The 19,494-nt window shown below is 36.5% G+C and carries 15 protein-coding genes, 1 tRNA gene and 1 pseudogene; 13 read left to right on the top strand and 4 right to left on the bottom strand.

The annotated features are described in order from the left end of the window. Positions 1 to 10: 10 nt before the first annotated feature. The gene (gene mscL / locus ACFIJ0_RS03140; RefSeq protein WP_375624571.1) at positions 11 to 418 is read right to left on the bottom strand and encodes a large conductance mechanosensitive channel protein MscL; all 408 of its coding nucleotides are present in this window, start codon (positions 416 to 418) and stop codon (positions 11 to 13) included. 1,328 nt (positions 419 to 1,746) lie between these two features. Between mscL and ACFIJ0_RS03135 the strand changes: the two genes are divergently transcribed. The 4 genes from ACFIJ0_RS03135 (at position 1,747) to ACFIJ0_RS03120 (ending at position 3,515) form a co-directional block, all read left to right on the top strand. Beyond that, positions 1,747 to 2,829: a quinone-dependent dihydroorotate dehydrogenase gene (locus ACFIJ0_RS03135; RefSeq protein WP_375624569.1), complete on the top strand. Its 1,083-nt coding sequence runs from the start codon at positions 1,747 to 1,749 to the stop codon at positions 2,827 to 2,829. A 138-nt stretch (positions 2,830 to 2,967) separates the two neighbouring features. Beyond that, a tRNA-His gene (locus tag ACFIJ0_RS03130) sits at positions 2,968 to 3,044 on the top strand. A 25-nt stretch (positions 3,045 to 3,069) separates the two neighbouring features. After that, the gene (locus ACFIJ0_RS03125; protein WP_375624567.1) at positions 3,070 to 3,264 is read left to right on the top strand and encodes a hypothetical protein; all 195 of its coding nucleotides are present in this window, start codon (positions 3,070 to 3,072) and stop codon (positions 3,262 to 3,264) included. Positions 3,265 to 3,359: 95 nt separating this feature from the next. Further along, the gene (locus tag ACFIJ0_RS03120; RefSeq protein WP_375624565.1) at positions 3,360 to 3,515 is read left to right on the top strand and encodes a hypothetical protein; all 156 of its coding nucleotides are present in this window, start codon (positions 3,360 to 3,362) and stop codon (positions 3,513 to 3,515) included. 409 nt (positions 3,516 to 3,924) lie between these two features. Here the strand turns inward: ACFIJ0_RS03120 and ACFIJ0_RS03115 are convergent. After that, positions 3,925 to 4,281 (bottom strand): annotated as a pseudogene (locus ACFIJ0_RS03115) (transcriptional regulator); the annotation flags it as partial. A gap of 71 nt (positions 4,282 to 4,352) precedes the next feature. Between ACFIJ0_RS03115 and ACFIJ0_RS03110 the strand changes: the two are divergent. The 6 genes from ACFIJ0_RS03110 (at position 4,353) to edd (ending at position 12,439) form a co-directional block, all read left to right on the top strand. Next, positions 4,353 to 4,568: a hypothetical protein gene (locus ACFIJ0_RS03110; RefSeq protein ID WP_375644122.1), complete on the top strand. Its 216-nt coding sequence runs from the start codon at positions 4,353 to 4,355 to the stop codon at positions 4,566 to 4,568. 912 nt (positions 4,569 to 5,480) lie between these two features. Then, positions 5,481 to 6,908: a glutamine synthetase family protein gene (locus ACFIJ0_RS03105; RefSeq protein WP_375624563.1), complete on the top strand. Its 1,428-nt coding sequence runs from the start codon at positions 5,481 to 5,483 to the stop codon at positions 6,906 to 6,908. A gap of 11 nt (positions 6,909 to 6,919) precedes the next feature. Beyond that, positions 6,920 to 8,203 (top strand): NAD(P)/FAD-dependent oxidoreductase, encoded by a 1,284-nt coding sequence (locus ACFIJ0_RS03100; protein WP_375644135.1) that lies wholly within the window; start codon positions 6,920 to 6,922, stop codon positions 8,201 to 8,203. Between the two features lie 120 nt (positions 8,204 to 8,323). Continuing rightward, on the top strand, positions 8,324 to 9,796 hold the full coding sequence (zwf, locus tag ACFIJ0_RS03095; protein WP_375624561.1) for a glucose-6-phosphate dehydrogenase: 1,473 nt from the start codon (positions 8,324 to 8,326) through the stop codon (positions 9,794 to 9,796). A 10-nt stretch (positions 9,797 to 9,806) separates the two neighbouring features. Further along, positions 9,807 to 10,559, top strand: a complete 753-nt coding sequence (gene pgl / locus ACFIJ0_RS03090) for a 6-phosphogluconolactonase (RefSeq protein WP_375624559.1) — start codon at positions 9,807 to 9,809, stop codon at positions 10,557 to 10,559. Between the two features lie 56 nt (positions 10,560 to 10,615). Beyond that, positions 10,616 to 12,439: a phosphogluconate dehydratase gene (gene edd / locus ACFIJ0_RS03085; RefSeq protein ID WP_375624557.1), complete on the top strand. Its 1,824-nt coding sequence runs from the start codon at positions 10,616 to 10,618 to the stop codon at positions 12,437 to 12,439. Between the two features lie 66 nt (positions 12,440 to 12,505). Here edd and folD read toward each other — a convergent pair whose 3' ends face one another. Continuing rightward, a complete protein-coding gene (folD, locus tag ACFIJ0_RS03080; protein ID WP_375624555.1) occupies positions 12,506 to 13,405 on the bottom strand; it encodes a bifunctional methylenetetrahydrofolate dehydrogenase/methenyltetrahydrofolate cyclohydrolase FolD in 900 nt (299 codons plus the stop codon). A 314-nt stretch (positions 13,406 to 13,719) separates the two neighbouring features. Between folD and ACFIJ0_RS03075 the strand changes: the two genes are divergently transcribed. Next, positions 13,720 to 15,600: an AsmA family protein gene (locus tag ACFIJ0_RS03075; RefSeq protein WP_375644124.1), complete on the top strand. Its 1,881-nt coding sequence runs from the start codon at positions 13,720 to 13,722 to the stop codon at positions 15,598 to 15,600. A gap of 312 nt (positions 15,601 to 15,912) precedes the next feature. Here ACFIJ0_RS03075 and ACFIJ0_RS03070 read toward each other — a convergent pair whose 3' ends face one another. Beyond that, on the bottom strand, positions 15,913 to 16,056 hold the full coding sequence (locus ACFIJ0_RS03070; RefSeq protein ID WP_012754785.1) for a hypothetical protein: 144 nt from the start codon (positions 16,054 to 16,056) through the stop codon (positions 15,913 to 15,915). 235 nt (positions 16,057 to 16,291) lie between these two features. Here ACFIJ0_RS03070 and ACFIJ0_RS03065 point away from each other — a divergent pair, with 235 nt between their 5' ends. Together ACFIJ0_RS03065 and ACFIJ0_RS03060 are read left to right on the top strand one after the other, a co-directional pair. Next, entirely contained in the window at positions 16,292 to 17,035 is a 744-nt protein-coding gene (locus ACFIJ0_RS03065; RefSeq protein WP_375624551.1) for a 16S rRNA (uracil(1498)-N(3))-methyltransferase, read from the top strand. A gap of 68 nt (positions 17,036 to 17,103) precedes the next feature. After that, positions 17,104 to 18,477 (top strand): glutamate--cysteine ligase, encoded by a 1,374-nt coding sequence (locus ACFIJ0_RS03060; protein ID WP_375624549.1) that lies wholly within the window; start codon positions 17,104 to 17,106, stop codon positions 18,475 to 18,477. The last annotated feature ends 1,017 nt before the right edge of the window (positions 18,478 to 19,494 follow it).

Here is a 19,494-nt window from a genome sequence, read left to right as displayed (position 1 = left end):
TCGCATAAAATTATTTTTTCTTAGCCAAAAGATCTCTAATTTCTATCAAAAGCTGTTCTTCGGAAGACGTTTTTTGGGGGCTTTCTTCTTCTTTTCTACGGATTTTATTCATAGCTTTAACGAATAAAAAAAGAACCCAAGCAATAATGAGAAAATTGATAAGTAAAGTAATAAAGTGTCCATAGCTAATGGTTGCTCCAGCTGCTTTGGCGGCACTTAATGTTGCTTGTTTTTCGCCAGCAAGTTGAATAAACATATTAGAAAAATCAATTCCACCTGTAATCAGCCCAATGATTGGCATAAAAATATCGTTGACAATTGAGTTGACCAAGCTACCAAAAGCACCTCCTATAATCACACCGATAGCAAGATCAATCATATTACCTTTTAGGGCAAATTCTTTGAATTCTTTAAGCATTGCGTTTTCCCCTTTATGTAAGCGATATACGGTAATTTACTTACCGCTTTTGATGAAAAAGGAAAGGGCAGATTTTATTTTTAGGATTATATTACAATATTAAACTTATTTTCAAAGAACTTTATCAGGTTTAATAAAGAGCTTTAGGGCTCTATTTGAATTTACATAGAATATTTCCTAGAAAAGAGCTTTTTTGATAAAAACTATATCTGCTTTTTTCAATAGAAAGTAGAAAACTGTAGCTTAATTTATATAATTGCCTCAAAATTTTTATGATAACATTAAAAAGAGAAATTTTTACAAAATACTACCAAATGAGCAGCGTTGAAAGTTGAGCTATCAGGAAGCTTCTCAAATGAAGTACGTATATTGGCATAACATATTGTCATAAAAAGAGAATTTAGTAATAAAAAATATATTTCAGCACTGATGGAAGAAATAGATAGATGAGGCAGGAGCAAAACTTATAGTTTAATTCCTCTTAATTCAGTAAGCGATAATAACAATTAGGAGGGCATTATGGCTTATCTAAAAGCTATTTGTACTGGGTTACATGAGCTAAAAAGCAATAATTTCGATGGAAGAAATACATTTCATTTGCTGGAAGATTGTATCGGTTTATAAATAGCAGTGCTCTAGGGTTTGCAAGATCATTTTGGTTTGGAAGTCGTTGGTATGATAGGTGTGAGTTCAATGATCAACTGTCATTACTTAAACTATATGTTAGACAGAGCACTTATAGATGCTAAATTGTATTTAGCGCATCAGAAATGGCAAAGAAAAAACGCAGATTCTTCAAAATTTCATCAACAGAGTACAAATGATTGAATACCCTGTTGCTAATAAATGGCGCAACAATAGTATGAATTTAGATGATTTTATGAACCATGTATTCTATAAATGCTAGGAAAAAAATAGCTTTATAGAGCAAGTTCTGTTTTTATTGGAAACAATATTATACAAAGGAACTTTGGGAATAGGGGTAATTTGCGTGCATTTCTAAGAGAATTCGAGCTTGCCTGCATGAGACGTCACAAAACCATGTTATGGTGAAGAGCCATTGATGTTTCAATTCATACTGCATTTTATAAGATTATGATTTACATTTTAATCTTTGAAAAATGTCGAAAAAGAGAAACGTTGTTTAAGAATAAAAAGTTTTTTATACAGTATACATCAATATAAACATGTATGGCTATTATGTGATGAATTTCCTTCTAGAGGGGGAATATTATTTGGATAATATGCTCTCTTTGATTGGCTATCTTTTGTGTTAAAAGATATAGGTAAGGTGCGATGGATCATTTTTATGTTGTGGAGAAGGATTGATGAGTTTTTTTCGTTGTATTGGCCGTTCTGCCTTATTTATGTTGGATCCAGAGCAAGCACACTGTTTAGCGATTCTCGGGCTGAAAAGTGGATTAAATGGCTATCAAAAGGTTATCGATAAACGTTTGTGTGTAACTGTTGCGGGTCTTGAGTTTGAAAATTTTATTGGTCTCGCAGCGGGGTTTGATAAAAATGCAGAGGCTGTGGATGGTATTTTTCGTTTAGGATTTGGTTTTACTGAAATTGGGACAGTGACACCAAAGCCTCAGATTGGAAATCCTAAACCACGGCTTTTTCGTTTAAAAGAAGATGAAGCGATTATTAATAGAATGGGCTTTAATAATGACGGACATCAAGTTGTTTACAACAGATTGCGTGCGTGTAAAAAAACTGGTGTTGTAGGAGTTAACATTGGAGCTAATAAGGATACGGTCGATAAGATTGATGATTATACTGTTGGTATTGCTCATTTTTATGATATTGCTGATTATTTTACGGTTAATATTTCTTCTCCTAATACACCAGGTTTACGTGATTTACAGGCTCGTGACAGTTTGCATCTTTTGTTGAGTGCAATTTCGCAAGCGCGAAATGAGCAAGAGAACAAGCATGGATTCTCCATTCCCATTTTTTTAAAAATTGCTCCCGATTTATCAGAGAAAGAATTAGATGATGTTGCTGAAGAAATAAAACTTTCTGATTTTAATGGACTGATTGTTTCTAATACAACTCTTTCACGCCAAGGTCTTAGCAATAGTCACCTCAGTAATGAAGAGGGTGGGCTTTCTGGACGTCCACTTTTTGAGCGTTCTACTATTATGCTTGCAAAAATGCGTCAAAAATTAGGGAAGGAAATTGCAATTATTGGCGTTGGCGGTGTAAAGGACGCACAAACCGCTTTGGAAAAAGTAAAAGCTGGTGCAGATTTAATTCAATTATATAGTGGGATGGTTTATGAAGGTCCAAATCTTGCCATAACTATTCTGCAAGAGATTTTGCAGATGATGCAACAAGACGGTGTTGATCACATAAAAGGCTATCGTGATCATAGTCTTGAGCATTGGGCAAAATTTCCTTTGTAAAAAATGCTTTTTTCTTCACAAAAAATTGCGAGATTTTTTTAAAGGGGCTTGCAAACTTTGTTGATCTTCCTTATGTCACATAAGCAAAGAATAAATGTTTACGAAATCGTGAATAGTTATGATACATTTGCTTTTTATGCGGTTGTAGCTCAGTTGGTTAGAGCGCTGGTTTGTGGCACCAGAGGTCGTAGGTTCAAATCCCACCAACCGTACCAAAAAATTTTATTGAAAATATTGAAAATGGATGTGCAAGACGAACAAACGCTTGCTAAGGATATTGGATCAACGACTGTAGCTGCTTGGGGGCATAATATTGTACAAAAAAATGCATGGCATGAAATCCAAAAAAAGAATAAAGCCGCATTGCGCTTCTCCTTTAAGAACTGGGTATCTCCTCTTAGTTTAATGCGCTCTCATTATGCATCCTTTACGTAAGACTTGCGATGGAAAGACTTTACGGAAAAAATCAATGCGTTTTGTTTAAAAGATCCGAGCTTAATACACCCTTCAATATGGAAAGATATTTTACAATGTTTGTTGTGATGAAGCAATTACTATCTCTTGGTATGTCATTATCTTTTGCTTTTGGTATTTTAGGAGCTATGTTCAATGGCATACCTGTGGGCTTGCTTAATACGTTTTGGTCAACAATTGTTGTAACAATAAGCTATTGGGGTGTAGTTTGACACTAGGTTTTGTACTAAGTGGGAAAAGGTGGGATTAGGTAGGAATAGGTGGTAATTTGTTGTTTTTATGTATAAAATTTAGCATTAAATGCGCGTTTTGTCAAAATGGATTTTAACACCTAAAATTGTAAAAAAGAGCGAAAATCAGAAAAAAGTGCGTTTTCATGGTAAAAATGAGAGAGGGCTTTGAAAGGTTTTTGAAAACCCTGTGAAAAAAAATCGATAAATTGTGAAGTTCACTCCAAAATCAGCCAAAAATAACCAAAAAAGCAAAAAAGATTTTCACCTATTGATGATTATCTATTTTTAGAGGCAATATATAATTATTAATCAAGTAGTTATATTATTTTTTTAATGTAAAAAGATTTGCATATCGATTTTTCATATTAAAGAGGCATTAAGCTGTATCTTATGTAGTTTTGGGATGTGCATTTTCAGCCTCTATTTGACGCTTTAAATGCAGTTTTAAAAGAGGAAAAGTAAGTTCTACTTCTTCCGTGTCGTTGATGTCTTGAACAAGCTCTTGCAGTTTTCTATAAAGTTCCGCCGCGAGTTCCGCTATATCTTCAGGGGAGAGTTTTATATTTGCATCGCGATAGGTTGTATAAGCTACGCGACCGAGTTTTTTCATGAGTCCAGCAGGGATAGTTTGTGGTTTAAAACCAGCTGCTTTCGCCTTTTCCATGTCTGTAAACATTTCGCCTTCTCCAGTGAGAAGCCAATGAAAGTCTACGCCATAAATTTTGTGATAGGCAATTACGATAGATTATGAAGTTAAAAAGTTGCTCTATGGTTGTGCGGCAATGAGCGGGGTTCGGCTGATTACAGGTTCTTTCTATGCCTTTTTTGTTGTTTATGGGCGTTAATATAACACAGTTAGCTTTATTGCAAATTGTGTTTAGCATAGCTATTTGTTCTTTCGGGTTTCTCGTGCTTGTATTCTGGTTTAGTAGGGTGACGGGGATAGGTACTGCATCCGTTTGTGGTAGTCAGCCAATAGACTCGGGTTCTTTGTTGCATGCAACAGAAGCTTTTACTTATTTAGTTACCTAAAAAATCGGGTTATATTGATATGTGGTTTTATTGTTGCTGCATTGCAGCCAATATTTCATTTTTGGCAACCTTTTATTTTGGGAAAAACAGGAACATTAGACAATGCAACAGGAAAGATAAAATTCTTATTCTTGGTCTGTGCTTTGTGTCTTATAGTTTCGTAAAATACTTATTTAATCGCTTTGTAATTAAATATCTTATGCAAAAATATGCTTCTATGGCGATAACTTTGTGCTCACTAGTCCCGAGTGCTGTTGTTATGCTTGCTCTGCTTCTCGTTGCAAACAGTTGGTCTCCCATTATTTTATTCAGCGTATTTCACAGTTTTTTCTGTCCCTGTGACGCAGTTTGAATCAGAATTTTTAAAACATATTCAACAAAAGAATGCGAATACGGTTTTATCCATTGTTAGTTTTCTTGCACGTATTTTTGGTATTTTAGCGCTTATACTGATTGGTTGGTTGGCGAATAATGTTTGTATAAAAGCAGCTTTTTGTTTCGCCTTGCTTTGTATATGTTTAGTTATCCCGCTTAATTTGTCCTGGCTTTATACTGATAAACAGTTAATAAAAGACGAGGAGGTTTGAGAGTGAAGATACAGTTGAATAGGGACTTGCCTATGACTTACATAATGTTTACTTATGTGTGATTATTTGAATCGGAATTAGGTTCCGTCCACTATGGTATTTCTCGCTGTTTTATATAAGGAGAAGGTTTGCACCGATGTATTGCGTGCAATATCAATTTTTTCACTATAGTTGATAGGATAGCTTGTTGAGCGTAAGGTTCTTTTACCTTGATGAATCTTGTCGTATTCTTTAAAAATATCAGTTGATAAATTTTTTTCGTGTCGTTTATGCAGGGGCTGATACAATAAGAATAGGGCTTGGTTGTTTTTAAAGTTGGTATGTTATGGCTGTAAAAAATGGTAAACAAACGAAAAGTAAGAATTTTAAACCTGTCTCTCGTTTTCTCAAAAGTTTACGGGGTGTGCACAATTGGGAACAAGTTTCGCAATGGCTTTTTTTCCGTAAGGTAGAGGATATTGAATGTATTACGCCTGATCAAGCTGGGGTACCACGGGGCAAGATGATGCTTTCTAAAAAATTTACATCGGAAACATCATTGGCATTGCCTTCAGCAGTTTTTATGGCAACAATTTCAGGGGATTATCCTGAAGATGGTCATGGTTTTGAATATCCTAAAGCAGATGGTGATTTACGCCTTGAGCCTGATCTTTCTACGTTAAGCATTGTTCCATGGGAAGATGCTCCTACAGCACAGGTGATTTGTGATCTTGTATATCAAAATGGTCAGGTTGTGGATTACACACCACGCAATGTTTTACGAACGGTGGTTCATTTTTATACAAAAATGGGTTTAAGCCCTGTTGTTTCACCAGAAATTGAGTTTTATTTGGTACAAAAAAATCCCGATCCTGATTATCCATTAGTTCCACCGGTTGGTCGTTCTGGGCGTTCAATTGGTGGTGGACAGGGGTATTCCATTGCTGGTGTTAATGAATTTGATGATTTGATTGATGATATTTATCAATTTTCAGAGGCACAAGGATTGGAAATTGATACCCTCATTCATGAAGAAGGAGCAGGTCAGTTTGAAATTAATTTACGTCATGGTGATCCTATTGAATTAGCGGATCAAGTTTTTATGTTTAAACGAACAATTCGTGAAGCAGCACTAAAACATAATATGTATGCAACTTTTATGGCAAAACCCATTCAAGGGCAGCCGGGTTCTGCTATGCATATTCACCAATCGGTTGTTGATAAGAAAACCGGTATGAATATTTTTACACAGGAAAATGGTGAAGAAAGTATCTGTTTTCGCCATTTTATTGGTGGATTGCAAAAACATATGCCAGGGGTACTTGTGATGCTTGCGCCTTATGTGAATTCTTATCGACGTCTTGTCCCTGATAATTCGGCTCCTGTTAATTTGCGATGGGGATATGATAATCGTACTACAGCTTTTCGAGTTCCGCGTTCTGCTCCTCAAGCGCGGCGTGTTGAGAATAGACTTCCTTCATCAGATGCGAATCCTTATTTAGCCCTTGCAGCTTCTTTAGCGTGTGGTCTTATTGGTTTGCAACAAAAAATTGAGCCGGATGAGCCAGCGACAAATAATGTAAACGCTGATAATATTGAGTTACCGCGTGGACTCATTGAGGCAGTCAATTTGTTTGAACAAGATACAGAGATACGGGCTATTTTAGGGGAAGTGTTTGTCAGTACTTATGCTGCAATCAAACGACAAGAGTTTGAAACTTTTATGGAAGTAATTAGTCCGTGGGAGCGTGAATATCTCCTGCTGAATGTTTAAATTTTATGACGATGATTGATTATAATTCAATTTCTCCAGGAGTTTCTTGGTATGAAGATACTTTAAGAGAACGTCCCTCTTATCCTTCTTTTTGTGAAAACAGACAGTGTGATGTGGTCATTGTTGGAGGCGGATTTACAGGGCTTTCGGCTGCTTATCATTTAGCCAAGGCTGGAGTAGATGTTGTTTTATTTGAAGCATCACGTTTTGGTGATGGTGCTTCAGGGCGCAATGGTGGGCAGCTGGGAACAGGACAACGGCAATGGGTAGAAACATTAGAAAAAAAGTATGGTTTTGAGCGAAGTAAGGTTCTGTTTGATTTAGCAGAAGAAGCTAAAAGAGATATTTTATCTTTATGCGCGATGCCTAATTGTCCGTGTGATTTGATAAGAGGACAGCTTTCTGTGACACATAAAAGGCGTGAGCTTCTCTCTTATCAACGGCATATTGAGGTGATGCAGCGTTATGGCTATCACGCTCTTACTTTTATGGATAGGGCTGAAACATCTAGACGACTTGGATCATCTTTTTATTGTGGTGGTATTTATGATGCGGATACCGGCCATATAAATCCCTTAAAATTGATTATTGGGTTGGCAAAAAAAGCTAAAAATGCCGGTGCTAAGCTTTATGAGAAGTCACAAGTAACAACCATAAGGCGCAAGGGAGCCCATTGGAAAGTGATAACAGAAAAAGGCAGTGTAATAGCAGAGCATGTTTTACTCGCAACAAATGGGTATAAACTTGGTTTGGAGCGTTTTATTGAAAAAAATATTGTTTCTATTCGCTCTTATATCGGAGCAACGGAGCCTTTACCAAAGCATAGTTCAATTCTCATGGGGGGAGGATCGGTTGATGATTCTCGTTTTATGGTTCGCTATTTTCGCAAAAGCATTGATAATCGTCTCTTATTTGGTGGCGTAGAAAGTTATGATAATAAGCATCCTGTAAATTTAGATGAACGTATAAAACGGCAAATTGCTGAAATTTATCCTCAATTACACTCTATCAATTTAAGCCATCGTTGGGGAGCAACGGTTGCCATCACAGTTGAGCGCATGCCTTATGTTCGACAACTTTTCTCAACGATGACTTATTGTGGCGGCTATTCAGGGCATGGCGTTATGCTGGCTCCGTTCATGGGAAAATTATACGCAGAATGGTTGACTGGAAAATATGAACGTTTTTCCTATTTCCAGGACTTAAAGATTTCATCCTTTCCGGGGGGAAGAGTTTTGCGTTATCCGCTTATATTTTTAGCAATGCGTTGGTTTTCTTTAATGGATCGTTTTTAATGGAAACATTACTTGAAATGAAGAAAATTAATGGCTTATTTAGTATCTATCTGCTTTAATGATGGAGGCTTTTATAAGTGATATGGGATTTCATAATCGAATAGAAAAATAAACAAGTTCGTGGTGTATAAAATTATTACAGTTTCTTCTTTTGATTGTATTGTTTTTGGTGGCAATGGTGATTTGGCGTCGCGCAAGCTTTTGCCGGCTTTGTATCATTGTCAGTGTGTTGGTCAATTCAGTGAGCCCACACGTATTATTGGGGCTTCCCGCACTTCTTTAAGTCATGAAGAATATCAAAATTTTGTCCGCATTTCTTTAGAAAAACATATCCATCCAAAAGATCTCAATTCAACAGAACTCAATCGTTTTCTTGCACGTTTAAGCTATGTTTCTGTTGATATTTCCTCAAATCGAGGGTGGGAGGATTTAGCCCTCCTTCTGTCACAAGATTCAGCGGATATTCGAGCTTTTTATTTGGCTGTTAGTTCGTCACTTTTTGCTGATATCGCGATGAAGTTAGGAAAAAATGATTTGGTAACACCACAAACACGGATTATCATTGAAAAACCAATTGGTTGCGATGTAAAAACAGCTGTTTCACTTAATGATGCATTTGCAAACGCCTTTAATGAAGAGCAGATCTTTCGTATTGATCATTATCTTGGAAAGGAAACTGTTCAAAATTTAATGGCATTGCGGTTTGTTAATACACTTTATGAACCGCTATGGAACTCCAATTATATTGATCATGTTCAAATAACCGTTGCTGAATCTTTAGGATTAGAGGGGCGTACAGAATATTATGAAAGCACTGGTGCTCTACGCGATATGGTTCAAAACCATATGCTACAATTACTTTGTTTAGTTGCGATGGAAATACCATTTACCAACAGTGCTAATGCTGTGCGCGATGAAAAACTTAAAATTTTACATTCTTTAACACCGCTTGATGTACATAATGTAGGGCAGCATACTGTACGTGGGCAGTATCTTTCTGGTCTATCAAATGGTATATCTGTAGAGTCTTATTTTGATGATCTGGGAAGAGTGAGTAAGAGTGAAACATTTGTCGCGCTTAAGGTTAAGATTGATAACTGGCGTTGGGCTAATACGCCTTTTTATTTACGAACAGGTAAGCGCATGTTCACGAGAATGTCTGAAATTGTCGTGGTTTTTAAACCTATTCCTCATAATATTTTCAATGTGGATTTAGATAAAATTTTTTCTAATCGGCTTGTTATTCGTCTCCAACCTGATGAAGGTGTAAAACAATGGTTGATGATTAAGGATCCAAGTTATGGCGGTATGCGGTTTCGAAACATTCCATTAGACATGAGTTTTGCTTCCGCATTTTCTGAACGTAATCCTGATGCTTATGAACGTTTATTAATGGATGTTATTCGTGGAGATCAGACACTGTTTATGCGTCGTGATGAAGTTGAGGCTGCTTGGCGTTGGATTGATCCAATCATTGAGGGATGGGAAGCAATAGAACAGCCTGTTCACAGTTATAACGCTGGTTCGTGGGGGCCATCTGCTTCGACGATTCTCATGGAACGTGATGGGCGTATATGGAACAATTTAGTTTAGAGCAATAAGTATGTATAGAATGAATATTGACCGTTTAGATTTTGAAACACCTACGACTTTAGCTTTGGCATTAGCAGATCGAGTAGCCGCAGAGCTTAGTGTATCTGTTCTTGAACGCAAGAGAGCGGTTTTAGCGGTGTCTGGTGGTAAAACACCAGAATTGTTTTTTCATTATTTGTCAAAAGCCGATATTGATTGGCAAAATATCATTATCACTTTGGTCGATGAACGTTTTGTCCCTACACACGATGAACGTTCAAATGAATATATGGTACGGTGTCATTTGTTACAAAATTTTGCCGAAAAAGCGCGTTTTGTAGGGCTTTATCATAAAGCCATTACTGCTGAACTTGCTGCTTTTTCAGCGGCGAGTCGTATTAATACTTTGCCTAAACCCTTTGATGTTGTTGTTTTAGGGATGGGGGGTGATGGACATACGTCTTCTTTTTTTCCTGATGCTGATCGTTTAAAGCAAGCGCTTGATCTGCGAACACAAGCACTTGTTTTACCCCTTCATGCTAAGAGTGCTGTTGAGCCAAGACTCTCACTAACTTTGCCAGTTATTATGCAATCTCGTTGTATTATTCTCCATTTCGAAGGTTTTCAGAAACGCGATTGTTTTGAAGAAGCTTGTCAAGATGGATCTGAAATAGAAATGCCTATTCGGGCAATTTTACGTAATTCCCCTCATCTTGTGCAGGTTTATTGGTCACCTGCAGAAAATGAAATAAGTGAATCAGAATATGAGAGACACGGTGAATAAAAACGTAATCTTTCTCAATGAATGAGGGGAAGAAACAATGAAAGGGGGAGGGGAATATGGCACTTTCCAAGACAATTGCCACAGTTACAAGAAGGATTTATGAACGTTCTCGATCAACACGAGAAATTTACTTAGATCGTATTACGAAAGCACAGGCTCATCGTCCCAAACGGAGTTTTTTAGGATGTGCCAATCAGGCTCATGGTTTTGCTGCTTGTGGTGCAATAGATAAAGAGCGTTTGAAGGGAAATGTTGTTGGGAATATTGGCATTATCACGGCATATAACGATTTACTTTCAGCTCATCAACCTTTTAAAAAATTTCCTCACTTAATTAAAGAGTCGGCCCGTATGGTTGGTGGTGTTGCACAGGTTGCAGGTGGTGTTCCTGCGATGTGCGATGGTGTTACGCAGGGAAATGCGGGGATGGAGCTTTCCCTTTTTTCGCGTGAAGTAATTGCAATGGCGACAGCTATAAGCTTATCACACGATGTCTTTGATGCAGCATTGTATCTTGGGGTGTGTGATAAAATTGTACCAGGTTTATTAATTGGTGCACTAACATTTGGTCATTTACCAGGAATTTTTATACCAGCTGGTCCTATGACAAGTGGTCAAGGTAATGATGAAAAAGCGAAGATACGTCAACTTTACGCGGAAAATAAAATAGATCGGCAAACACTTCTAGCATCAGAAGCACGTTCTTATCATGGACCAGGAACATGTACATTTTATGGAACCGCTAACTCTAATCAGGTGATACTGGAGATGATGGGGCTTCATATGCCAGGAGCTTCTTTTGTTAATACGAATACACTGTTGCGTGATGCTTTAACAAAAGAAGCTACGAAACGTGTACTTGAAATGACAGATCTTGGTGATCATTATAGTCCACTTGGTATGATCATTGATGAGCGTTCTTTTGTGAATGCCATTGTAGGATTAAATTCAACAGGAGGCTCTACCAATCATACGATTCATTTGATTGCTATGGCTGCTGTTTGCGGTATTAAATTGACATGGTATGATATTGCAGAAATTTCATCCGTTGTGCCTCTTTTAGCGCGCATTTATCCTAACGGTTTAGCGGATATCAATCATTTTTATGCTGCTGGGGGGATGGGATTTATTATTCGCGAGCTTATCGAGGCAGGTTTAGTACATGAAGATGTTTCTACGGTTTTTGGTAAAGATCTCAATGCTTATGCAATTGAGGCAAAGCTTTCTGTTGATGGTCATGTGGTGCGTGAAGCGGCTCTCAAGGAAAGTGGTGATCATAAGGTGTTAGCAGGGTGGAGAAAGCCATTTCAGCCTGATGGTGGTCTTCGTGTTTTATCGGGAGATTTGGGAACAGCTATTATAAAGGTTTCCTCGGTTAAATTAGAGTATTGGCAGATTAAAGCACCAGTCTTTGTTTTTAATGATCAAGAGGAACTACAAAAATCTTTTAAATCTGGAGTGTTGTATGATAAAGATTTTATCGCTGTCATTCGCTATCAAGGACCAAAAGCCAATGGTATGCCAGAGCTTCATAAATTAACAACCATTTTAGGCGTTTTACAAGATCGCGGTCAAAAGGTAGCATTGATAACCGATGGGCGTATGTCAGGGGCATCAGGAAAAATTCCTGCTGCCATCCATGTGACACCAGAAGCAGTGGATAATGGCCCCATTGCACGTTTGCAGGATGGTGATATTGTTTTTCTTGATGCTCATGAGGGTAAATTAACTCTTTTGGAGGATTTAGCAAAATTTAACGCGCGAAAAATCACACCTCCTGATCTTTCAAAAAACGAATATGGTGTTGGACGCGAACTTTTTCATGTTTTTCGTCAATCCGTTAATCGTGCAGATCAAGGGGCATCTGTTTTTATGATATGAAAAATGCAAAAATAAACAAGCTTAATTATGTACAATGAAACCATATACAAGGAATTATTACAATTCTTAGAATTTTGGTATAGGCAGATTGTGTGATCGCGCGGCGGCTTTGAGTGTATTAACCATAAGCATAGCAATTGTCATTGGTCCAACGCCTCCTGGAACAGGGGTAATCGCAGCAGCTTTTTCTTTTACGTTTTCAAAATCGACATCACCAACAAGACGTGTTTTTCCTACACCTTTTTCTGGTGCAGCAACGCGATTAATACCGACATCAATAACGATTGCACCATTTTTTATCCAGTCTTTTTTAATCATTTGTGGGCGGCCTACGGCTGCTACTAGAATATCAGCGCTTCGACACACATCATCAAGGTCACGGGTACGACTATGGGCAATTGTCACAGTGGCATTGGCTGCTGTTAAAAGGGCAGCCATAGGTTTTCCAACAATATTAGAGCGTCCAACAACGACAGCATCAAGTCCAGATAAATCTTGCCCACAGTGTTGTTCAATCATCATCATGGCACCAGCTGGTGTGCAGGGAATAATCGCATCTTCAAGTGCATTTGCTGCGAGTTTTCCTACATTAATATAATGAAAACCATCAACATCTTTTTGGAAAGCAACAGCTTGTGTTATGCGATTTGTATTCATATGAGCAGGGAGAGGTAGCTGTACCAAAATACCATGAATTTTGGGATCAGAATTTAATGTTGCAATAAGTTGAAGGAGTTCTGTTTCTTGCGTTTCTTTGGAAACGACATGTTTGATTGAAAGAAACCCACATTCTTCGGCTTTTTTATTTTTTGAGGCGACATATACTTGACTTGCGGGATCATCTCCAACGATAATAACAGCGATACTAGGTTGTATATTATAGTGATGGCGGAGCTTTGTTGTTTCGGCCTTAACTTTCACAATAATCTCTTCAGCAAGTTTTTTTCCGTCGATAATATTATTCATTCAGAGATCCTTTCGGTAAGGCTGTTTGTTTTTTTGTAAAGCATTTTCTAATAATACGATAGAGTTTTATAGCAATATTCATATGAGAACAGTCAGAATGGTTTTATAATGTTGTGGATTTATAGTTTTGAACACTTTTAAATAATTGCTTTATAAAGAAGCAGCAACATTGCTATTTGAATAAATTTTGGATAAAGAACAAAAATAATGAAGATACAAAGTGGATATAGTAAATTATAGGGTTATAAAAAATTTTCATGATCATTTAAGTTTGTTTTTAATCTGTTATAGGAGGATAAGTATAGAGGGATATTGTGCGCATCAGAATCATAAAATTTTTGAGCGGAATTTTTATTACAATTATCTTTTTATTTGGAGTGGGGATTCTCGTTTTACCTTATTTTATCTCTACAGATGCGATTCGTATTCGTTTAGCGCAGGATTTGAGCGCATGCACGGGGTACAATGTGCAATTGCGTGATCCACCGCGGTTACATCTTTTTCCTTATCCTAAAGCATTTCTTTCTGGCGTTACTTTAACATCAAAAATGGATGACGTTGCGCCATTAATGGAAGCTGAATCAATAGAAGTTGATCTTTCTGTCGTCGATCTTCTTTGGGGACATGTTTCTTTTTCAGAGACGCGGATTATACGTCCTCAATTTGTTATGGAAAAGCCTGTTAAAACAATAGCAGATTTTTTTGATCGCTTTTCTCGTTCACAAGGTGCATTAGGGTTGGCAATACGCAATACGCGTGAAATATTAAAACATAATCCTGAACATCCAGAGATAGAGGACCTTTTCAAACAACCTTTTGGGCGGATTGTCATTAAAAATGGTGTTCTTGTGTATCACGATAGTTTTTCGGGGATAGCAGAAAAAATAACAGGATTAAATGCGACTTTAGATTGGCCGGAATCGACTCAGGAAGTACGATTACGTGCAGATGCGCGTTGGCGCGGAGAATTTACAAAGTTATCAATTGATGCTTCTCAAGCATTGCTGCTTCTTGCAGGAGGCAAAAGTCATATTAGGGCAAGTCTCAATTCTGTACGTGGGGGAATAACTTTTACAGGAAAAGCTCGGTTATCTGAATATTATATTTTTGACGGAAAAGTATCGATGCGTTCTCCTGGATGGAATCAGACATTGTCTTGGGTTGGTGGAAATCAGTTTTGGGGACATAAATTAAAAATACCTATTGTATGGGAATCTCATTTTTTAGCGCAGCCAATGCATATCCAAATGAACAATATTACATTTACGATGGGGAAAGCCAATGCGCGGGGAGCTTTAAAACTCGATTTTCAAGATTATGTACCAAATGTCATGGGCTCTTTAGCCTTTGATAACTTAGATCTTAGCCTCTTAGGTTCAATGTTTTTTTCAGGTAAAAAGAAAAATGCCTTCTTTGATATGACAATTTTTGATCGTATTGGCGTGGATATACGACTTTCTGTGCCACAAGCCAAAATAGGAAATATTTCACTCACAAATTTAGCTGCTGCAATACAAGTAAGAAATGGGCATGGTATTTTTGATCTTGGACATGCGAATATTTTTGGTGGATCCGTGCAAAGTAATATTGAAATTACGTCAGCTGGACAGAAAGTGCGTATTGGAGGAAATATTTCAGGTGCTTCTATTGATATGCAGGAGACTTTAGAAATCTTGGGATTTATTCCATTTATACAAAGCAAAACGAATTTTACTGCAACGGTACGAACACTTGCTGATTCTTGGCAAGGAATTTTTACGAAAATGCACGGTGAATTAACACTGAAGATGTCTTCTGGTCGGCTCTTTGGGTATGATTTGAATGAATTACAGACAAGACTTTTAAATAAACAACAATTTCTTTTAATGAAGAATGATACCTTTTCAACAACATTTGATCACTGGGATATTCAGACAAGCTTTTCTGAAGGTATGATGAAGGTAACAGAGTCATTAATGCATACAGCAGACTTGAGCTTATCTATTCAAGGAACCGTTGCAACTGCTATTGCGCAAGGGAAGCAGAATGAATTGATATTACAGGCACAACTACGTAAAAATTATAGATCAGAAACTTTATGTAAAGATGTCCAATGTCTTGCTAATAGCCTTGCATGGCCTTTTACATTTTCTCTAAGCTCTAAAGGGCAAAATCGTGGTAATTTTTGGGTTACAAAAGACATTGACGCAGATTGAGTATTGTTTTTCATCTGTATAACATTGTATCTTATAATGGTAATTAGTCTTTTTACAACTTAAAATTGTCTTTTAAATTTAAATCAGAGGTTCCACTATCGAAAGATTCTCTCATTTTAAATCCGTTCGTGATGAAGCAGTAAAAATCGTTCTCTCCGTCATAAGTGTGGTTGGTATAGATAAATGACTGAAGAGAGGAATAAACACCCTTCTTATGAAATCTTTCCAATACAAGAGATTCATAATATTGGTGAAAATCTTATAAAAGTTGCTAAAAAACATTAAAATTTTAAGGGGGATGTCGGCCAGTGCTTATTGAATCCCAGAAGAAATACCATAGCCATCTTTGGTAATTGTATGCTTCCCGTCTGCTCCAACGGAACCAATTCCCACTGTAATCAAAATAAAGGCTAAGAGGGTTGTAATCGTAATAATTGTAGCTTTTTTAGCAGACATATTTTTCCTCCACGGATGCATTAATGACTGAATGCAAAGATGAATGGTGCATTATTTAAACTTTTATGAAAGCAGAATCACTTAAGGATCTATAAGTTCCTATTATTATCTCATAAAGCTAAAAAAACTCTATAATTCTTTAATATATTATAGTTCTATAGATATAATTTTTTCTTTTTGCTATATATTTTTCTTCATTTTCTCGTTGACGATAGTGAGCATTGGCAAAATTTTTATGCGTATAAATTATAAACTTAAAAGATTATTTATTCGACAGACATTGGCTTTGAATGAAGAAATAAAGATAGAGGGGGCACAAGCTTCTTATCTTGTACATGTTTTGCGTATGAAAGAAGGAGCAGAACTTTTACTTTTTAATGGACAGGATGGTGAGTGGCTTGCTAAACTTATCATTGTTAAGAAAAAATTTGTTGTGGTTCAGCTTATCCATCAAGCAAGGTTACAAACGACGCATTCCAATCTTATTTATTGCTTTGCTCCACTCAAAAACGCGCGGTTGGATTATATGGTGCAGAAAGCTGTTGAAATGGGGGTATCGATTTTGCAGCCTGTTATAACGCATCATACGCAGGTTACACGTATCAATATGGCGCGTATGGAAGCCAATGTTATTGAAGCTTCTGAACAGTGTGGCATTTTATCTCTCCCTGAATGCGTATCTGCTCTATCATTAGCAGAACTTTTAGTACAGTGGGATGAGACACAGCCTTTATTCTTTTGTGATGAAGAGCATAAATCGCATAATCCATTACCTTCTTTTAAAAAGCGTGACATTACAACACCTGGTATTCTTATTGGACCGGAAGGTGGCTTTAGTGAAGAAGAGCGGAGCTTTTTAAAAAAACGTCCTTTTGTGGTTCCAATATCATTAGGTCCGCGTATTTTACGCGCTGACACTGCCGCTGTTGCTGCTTTGGCTCTTCTTAATGCTACTGTGGGGGATTGGGTAATGGATTGAGAAATCTGTAAAATCATTCTAAACAATTCATTTAAGATGATGATACCAATGATAGGATACGATAAGTTATGGCGCTTGATATAACTGATGAAAGTGAAATTTATAACTTAGATTCCTTGGTTAGCTATTTCCAAGGGGGGTATAAAGAAGAAGATGATTGGCGTATTGGTACAGAACATGAAAAATTTCCGTTTTATAGAGATGGTTTTCACCCTGTTCCTTATGAAGGAGAGAGGGGAATCCGAGCGCTTTTAGAGAGGATGCAAAGCGCCTTAGGATGGAAACCTATTTTAGATGAAGAGAATATTATTGGGCTCGTAGGATCAGTTGATCAGGGAGCCATATCTTTGGAACCTGGGGGACAATTTGAATTATCTGGTGCACCATTAAAATCAGTAGTCCATACATATTCCGAGTTGATGGAGCATTTAACTCTTCTCAAAAAAATTGCAGAACCATTGGGTATAGGTTTTCTAGGTCTTGGAGCTAGTCCAAAGTGGACTTTAGCTGAAACGCCGCGAATGCCTAAATCACGTTATCAGATTATGACTGATTATATGCCTAAAGTGGGGCATAATGGTCTTAATATGATGTATCGCACATCAACAGTTCAGGTTAATCTTGATTTTTCATCTGAAAGTGATATGCGGCGAAAAATGCAAGTATCCATGAAGTTACAGTCTGTTGCAACAGCATTATTTGCAAGTTCACCTTTTACAGAAGGACGTCCAAATGGCTTTTTGTCGTGGCGTTCTGAGATTTGGCGTAATACGGATAATCAGAGGACAGGCGTTCTTCCCTTTATATTTTCTGAGCGTTTTGGTTTTGCTGATTATGTTGAATGGGCCCTTGATGTTCCAATGTATTTTGTTGTGCGTGATGGTCGTTATTATGATTGTACACATATAACGTTTCGTCAGTTTATGAATGGAGCATTAAAAGGACAAGTTGCAAATTCAATTCCAAACATGGGAGATTGGATTAATCACTTATCAACGTTATTTCCTGAAGTCCGATTAAAAAGATTTTTAGAAATGAGAGGAGCTGATTGCGGTTCTTGGAAGCGTATTTGTGCGTTGTCGGCTTTTTGGGTTGGGCTTCTTTATGATAGGGAAGCACTTAATGAGGCAGAGGCTTTGACAAAAGATTGGTGTTTTGAAGAAGTTTTAGATATGCGCCAACGCGTTCCTAAAGAAGGATTAAGAACTCCTTTTCGCCAAACTATACTTTTAGAGTTAGCACGTCAAGCTCTTGCTATTGCCCGTAAAGGCTTAAAAAATCGCAACCAGTATGATATAAATGGTTTTGATGAAACAAATTTTCTTAATCCTTTAGAAGAGGTTGTGGCAAGGGGACAAACAGATGCTGAAAAATTTTTGTCCCATTACTATTCTATTTGGAATGAGTCTGTAGAACCGTTATTTTTAGAATGTGCCTATTAAATTTGAAGCAAAGATACTTCCTACTTTTTAAAAAATGCATATCACCGTGGTAGCTCATTCACTCATTTACTCTAGAGAGCATATCCTACCTTGCTTTTAACATTTCTCATAAAGAATACAATACAAAAATCTCTTGGGCAGTGTGATTTTTATACTCAATAATATCACGATATTTCCGTAATCTTAATGTTGTACCTTTGTGCTAAAGATAGTTCATAAGAGATATATTTAAGTTTATTATCAAAAATTTTTTATTTACTTGGCTTATCCCACTTATGAATAGGTCTGAAAATAATATTTTTCACTTTGTAAAAGGGATAAAAAAAAATAATTTTCTTTTAATAGTCAATTATTATAATCCAATATACGATGCTTATATGGAAGAGCATTCTATTATACAAAAATTACCATATCAATATTTTCAGTAAGCTAAAAAAACAGTAGAAAAAAACCATAGATCTATGTATGTATAACTCAAATTTATTTTTATATAAAACAGAAATATATTATGTAAATAGATATAAATAGAGATTATAATATATAGAGTTAATGTGTTATTTACATCATTAAATATTAATAAATAAAAAAGATTTCATTGAGAGCAAAGAAAGAGTGAATAAAAGGTGTTTTCAATAAAATAATTATATTTGAAGTGCTGATCAAAGCTGTTGAGAGTGCAGTCCATAAAATTAGCAAAAGTAGCTTGTTGGTGTATTTTCTAGAAAAATCATGAATGTTCGATTGTTAATTCATCCTTGCTTGGAAAGCTCACTTCAGTTCAAATAGCAAAAGAGAGTGGTAAAGACATTTATAGGATAAGATATGCTGGAATTATTCAGTATTAAGATGCAATGAATGTTGTTTATATTTCTCTTTTTTAAATATTTTATGAGAGCGTAAATTGAAAGGATAGGAAAATAATTTTATTTGTTTTCTTTAAACATTTATTAGTAGATAAAAAATTCTCTTTTAATCTATAAATTAAAAAAATAATGATTTTGTAAAAGCCTTGTAAGC

It is taken from the genome of Bartonella sp. OC68QHHN (assembly GCF_042193875.1).
Classification (GTDB): Bacteria; Pseudomonadota; Alphaproteobacteria; order Rhizobiales; family Rhizobiaceae; genus Bartonella; species Bartonella grahamii_A.
This window is presented reverse-complemented; position numbering and strand designations above follow the sequence as displayed.

Excerpts from the sequence above, each read along its gene's own strand:
- mscL (WP_375624571.1), bottom strand. The coding sequence starts at position 418 with ATGCTTAAAGAATTCAAAGAATTTGCCCTAAAAGGTAATATGATTGAT.
- ACFIJ0_RS03135 (WP_375624569.1), top strand. The coding sequence starts at position 1,747 with ATGAGTTTTTTTCGTTGTATTGGCCGTTCTGCCTTATTTATGTTGGAT.
- ACFIJ0_RS03125 (WP_375624567.1), top strand. The coding sequence starts at position 3,070 with ATGGATGTGCAAGACGAACAAACGCTTGCTAAGGATATTGGATCAACG.
- ACFIJ0_RS03120 (WP_375624565.1), top strand. The coding sequence starts at position 3,360 with ATGTTTGTTGTGATGAAGCAATTACTATCTCTTGGTATGTCATTATCT.
- ACFIJ0_RS03110 (WP_375644122.1), top strand. The coding sequence starts at position 4,353 with ATGCCTTTTTTGTTGTTTATGGGCGTTAATATAACACAGTTAGCTTTA.
- ACFIJ0_RS03105 (WP_375624563.1), top strand. The coding sequence starts at position 5,481 with ATGGCTGTAAAAAATGGTAAACAAACGAAAAGTAAGAATTTTAAACCT.
- ACFIJ0_RS03100 (WP_375644135.1), top strand. The coding sequence starts at position 6,920 with ATGATTGATTATAATTCAATTTCTCCAGGAGTTTCTTGGTATGAAGAT.
- pgl (WP_375624559.1), top strand. The coding sequence starts at position 9,807 with ATGTATAGAATGAATATTGACCGTTTAGATTTTGAAACACCTACGACT.
- edd (WP_375624557.1), top strand. The coding sequence starts at position 10,616 with ATGGCACTTTCCAAGACAATTGCCACAGTTACAAGAAGGATTTATGAA.
- folD (WP_375624555.1), bottom strand. The coding sequence starts at position 13,405 with ATGAATAATATTATCGACGGAAAAAAACTTGCTGAAGAGATTATTGTG.
- ACFIJ0_RS03070 (WP_012754785.1), bottom strand. The coding sequence starts at position 16,056 with ATGTCTGCTAAAAAAGCTACAATTATTACGATTACAACCCTCTTAGCC.
- ACFIJ0_RS03065 (WP_375624551.1), top strand. The coding sequence starts at position 16,292 with ATGCGTATAAATTATAAACTTAAAAGATTATTTATTCGACAGACATTG.
- ACFIJ0_RS03060 (WP_375624549.1), top strand. The coding sequence starts at position 17,104 with ATGGCGCTTGATATAACTGATGAAAGTGAAATTTATAACTTAGATTCC.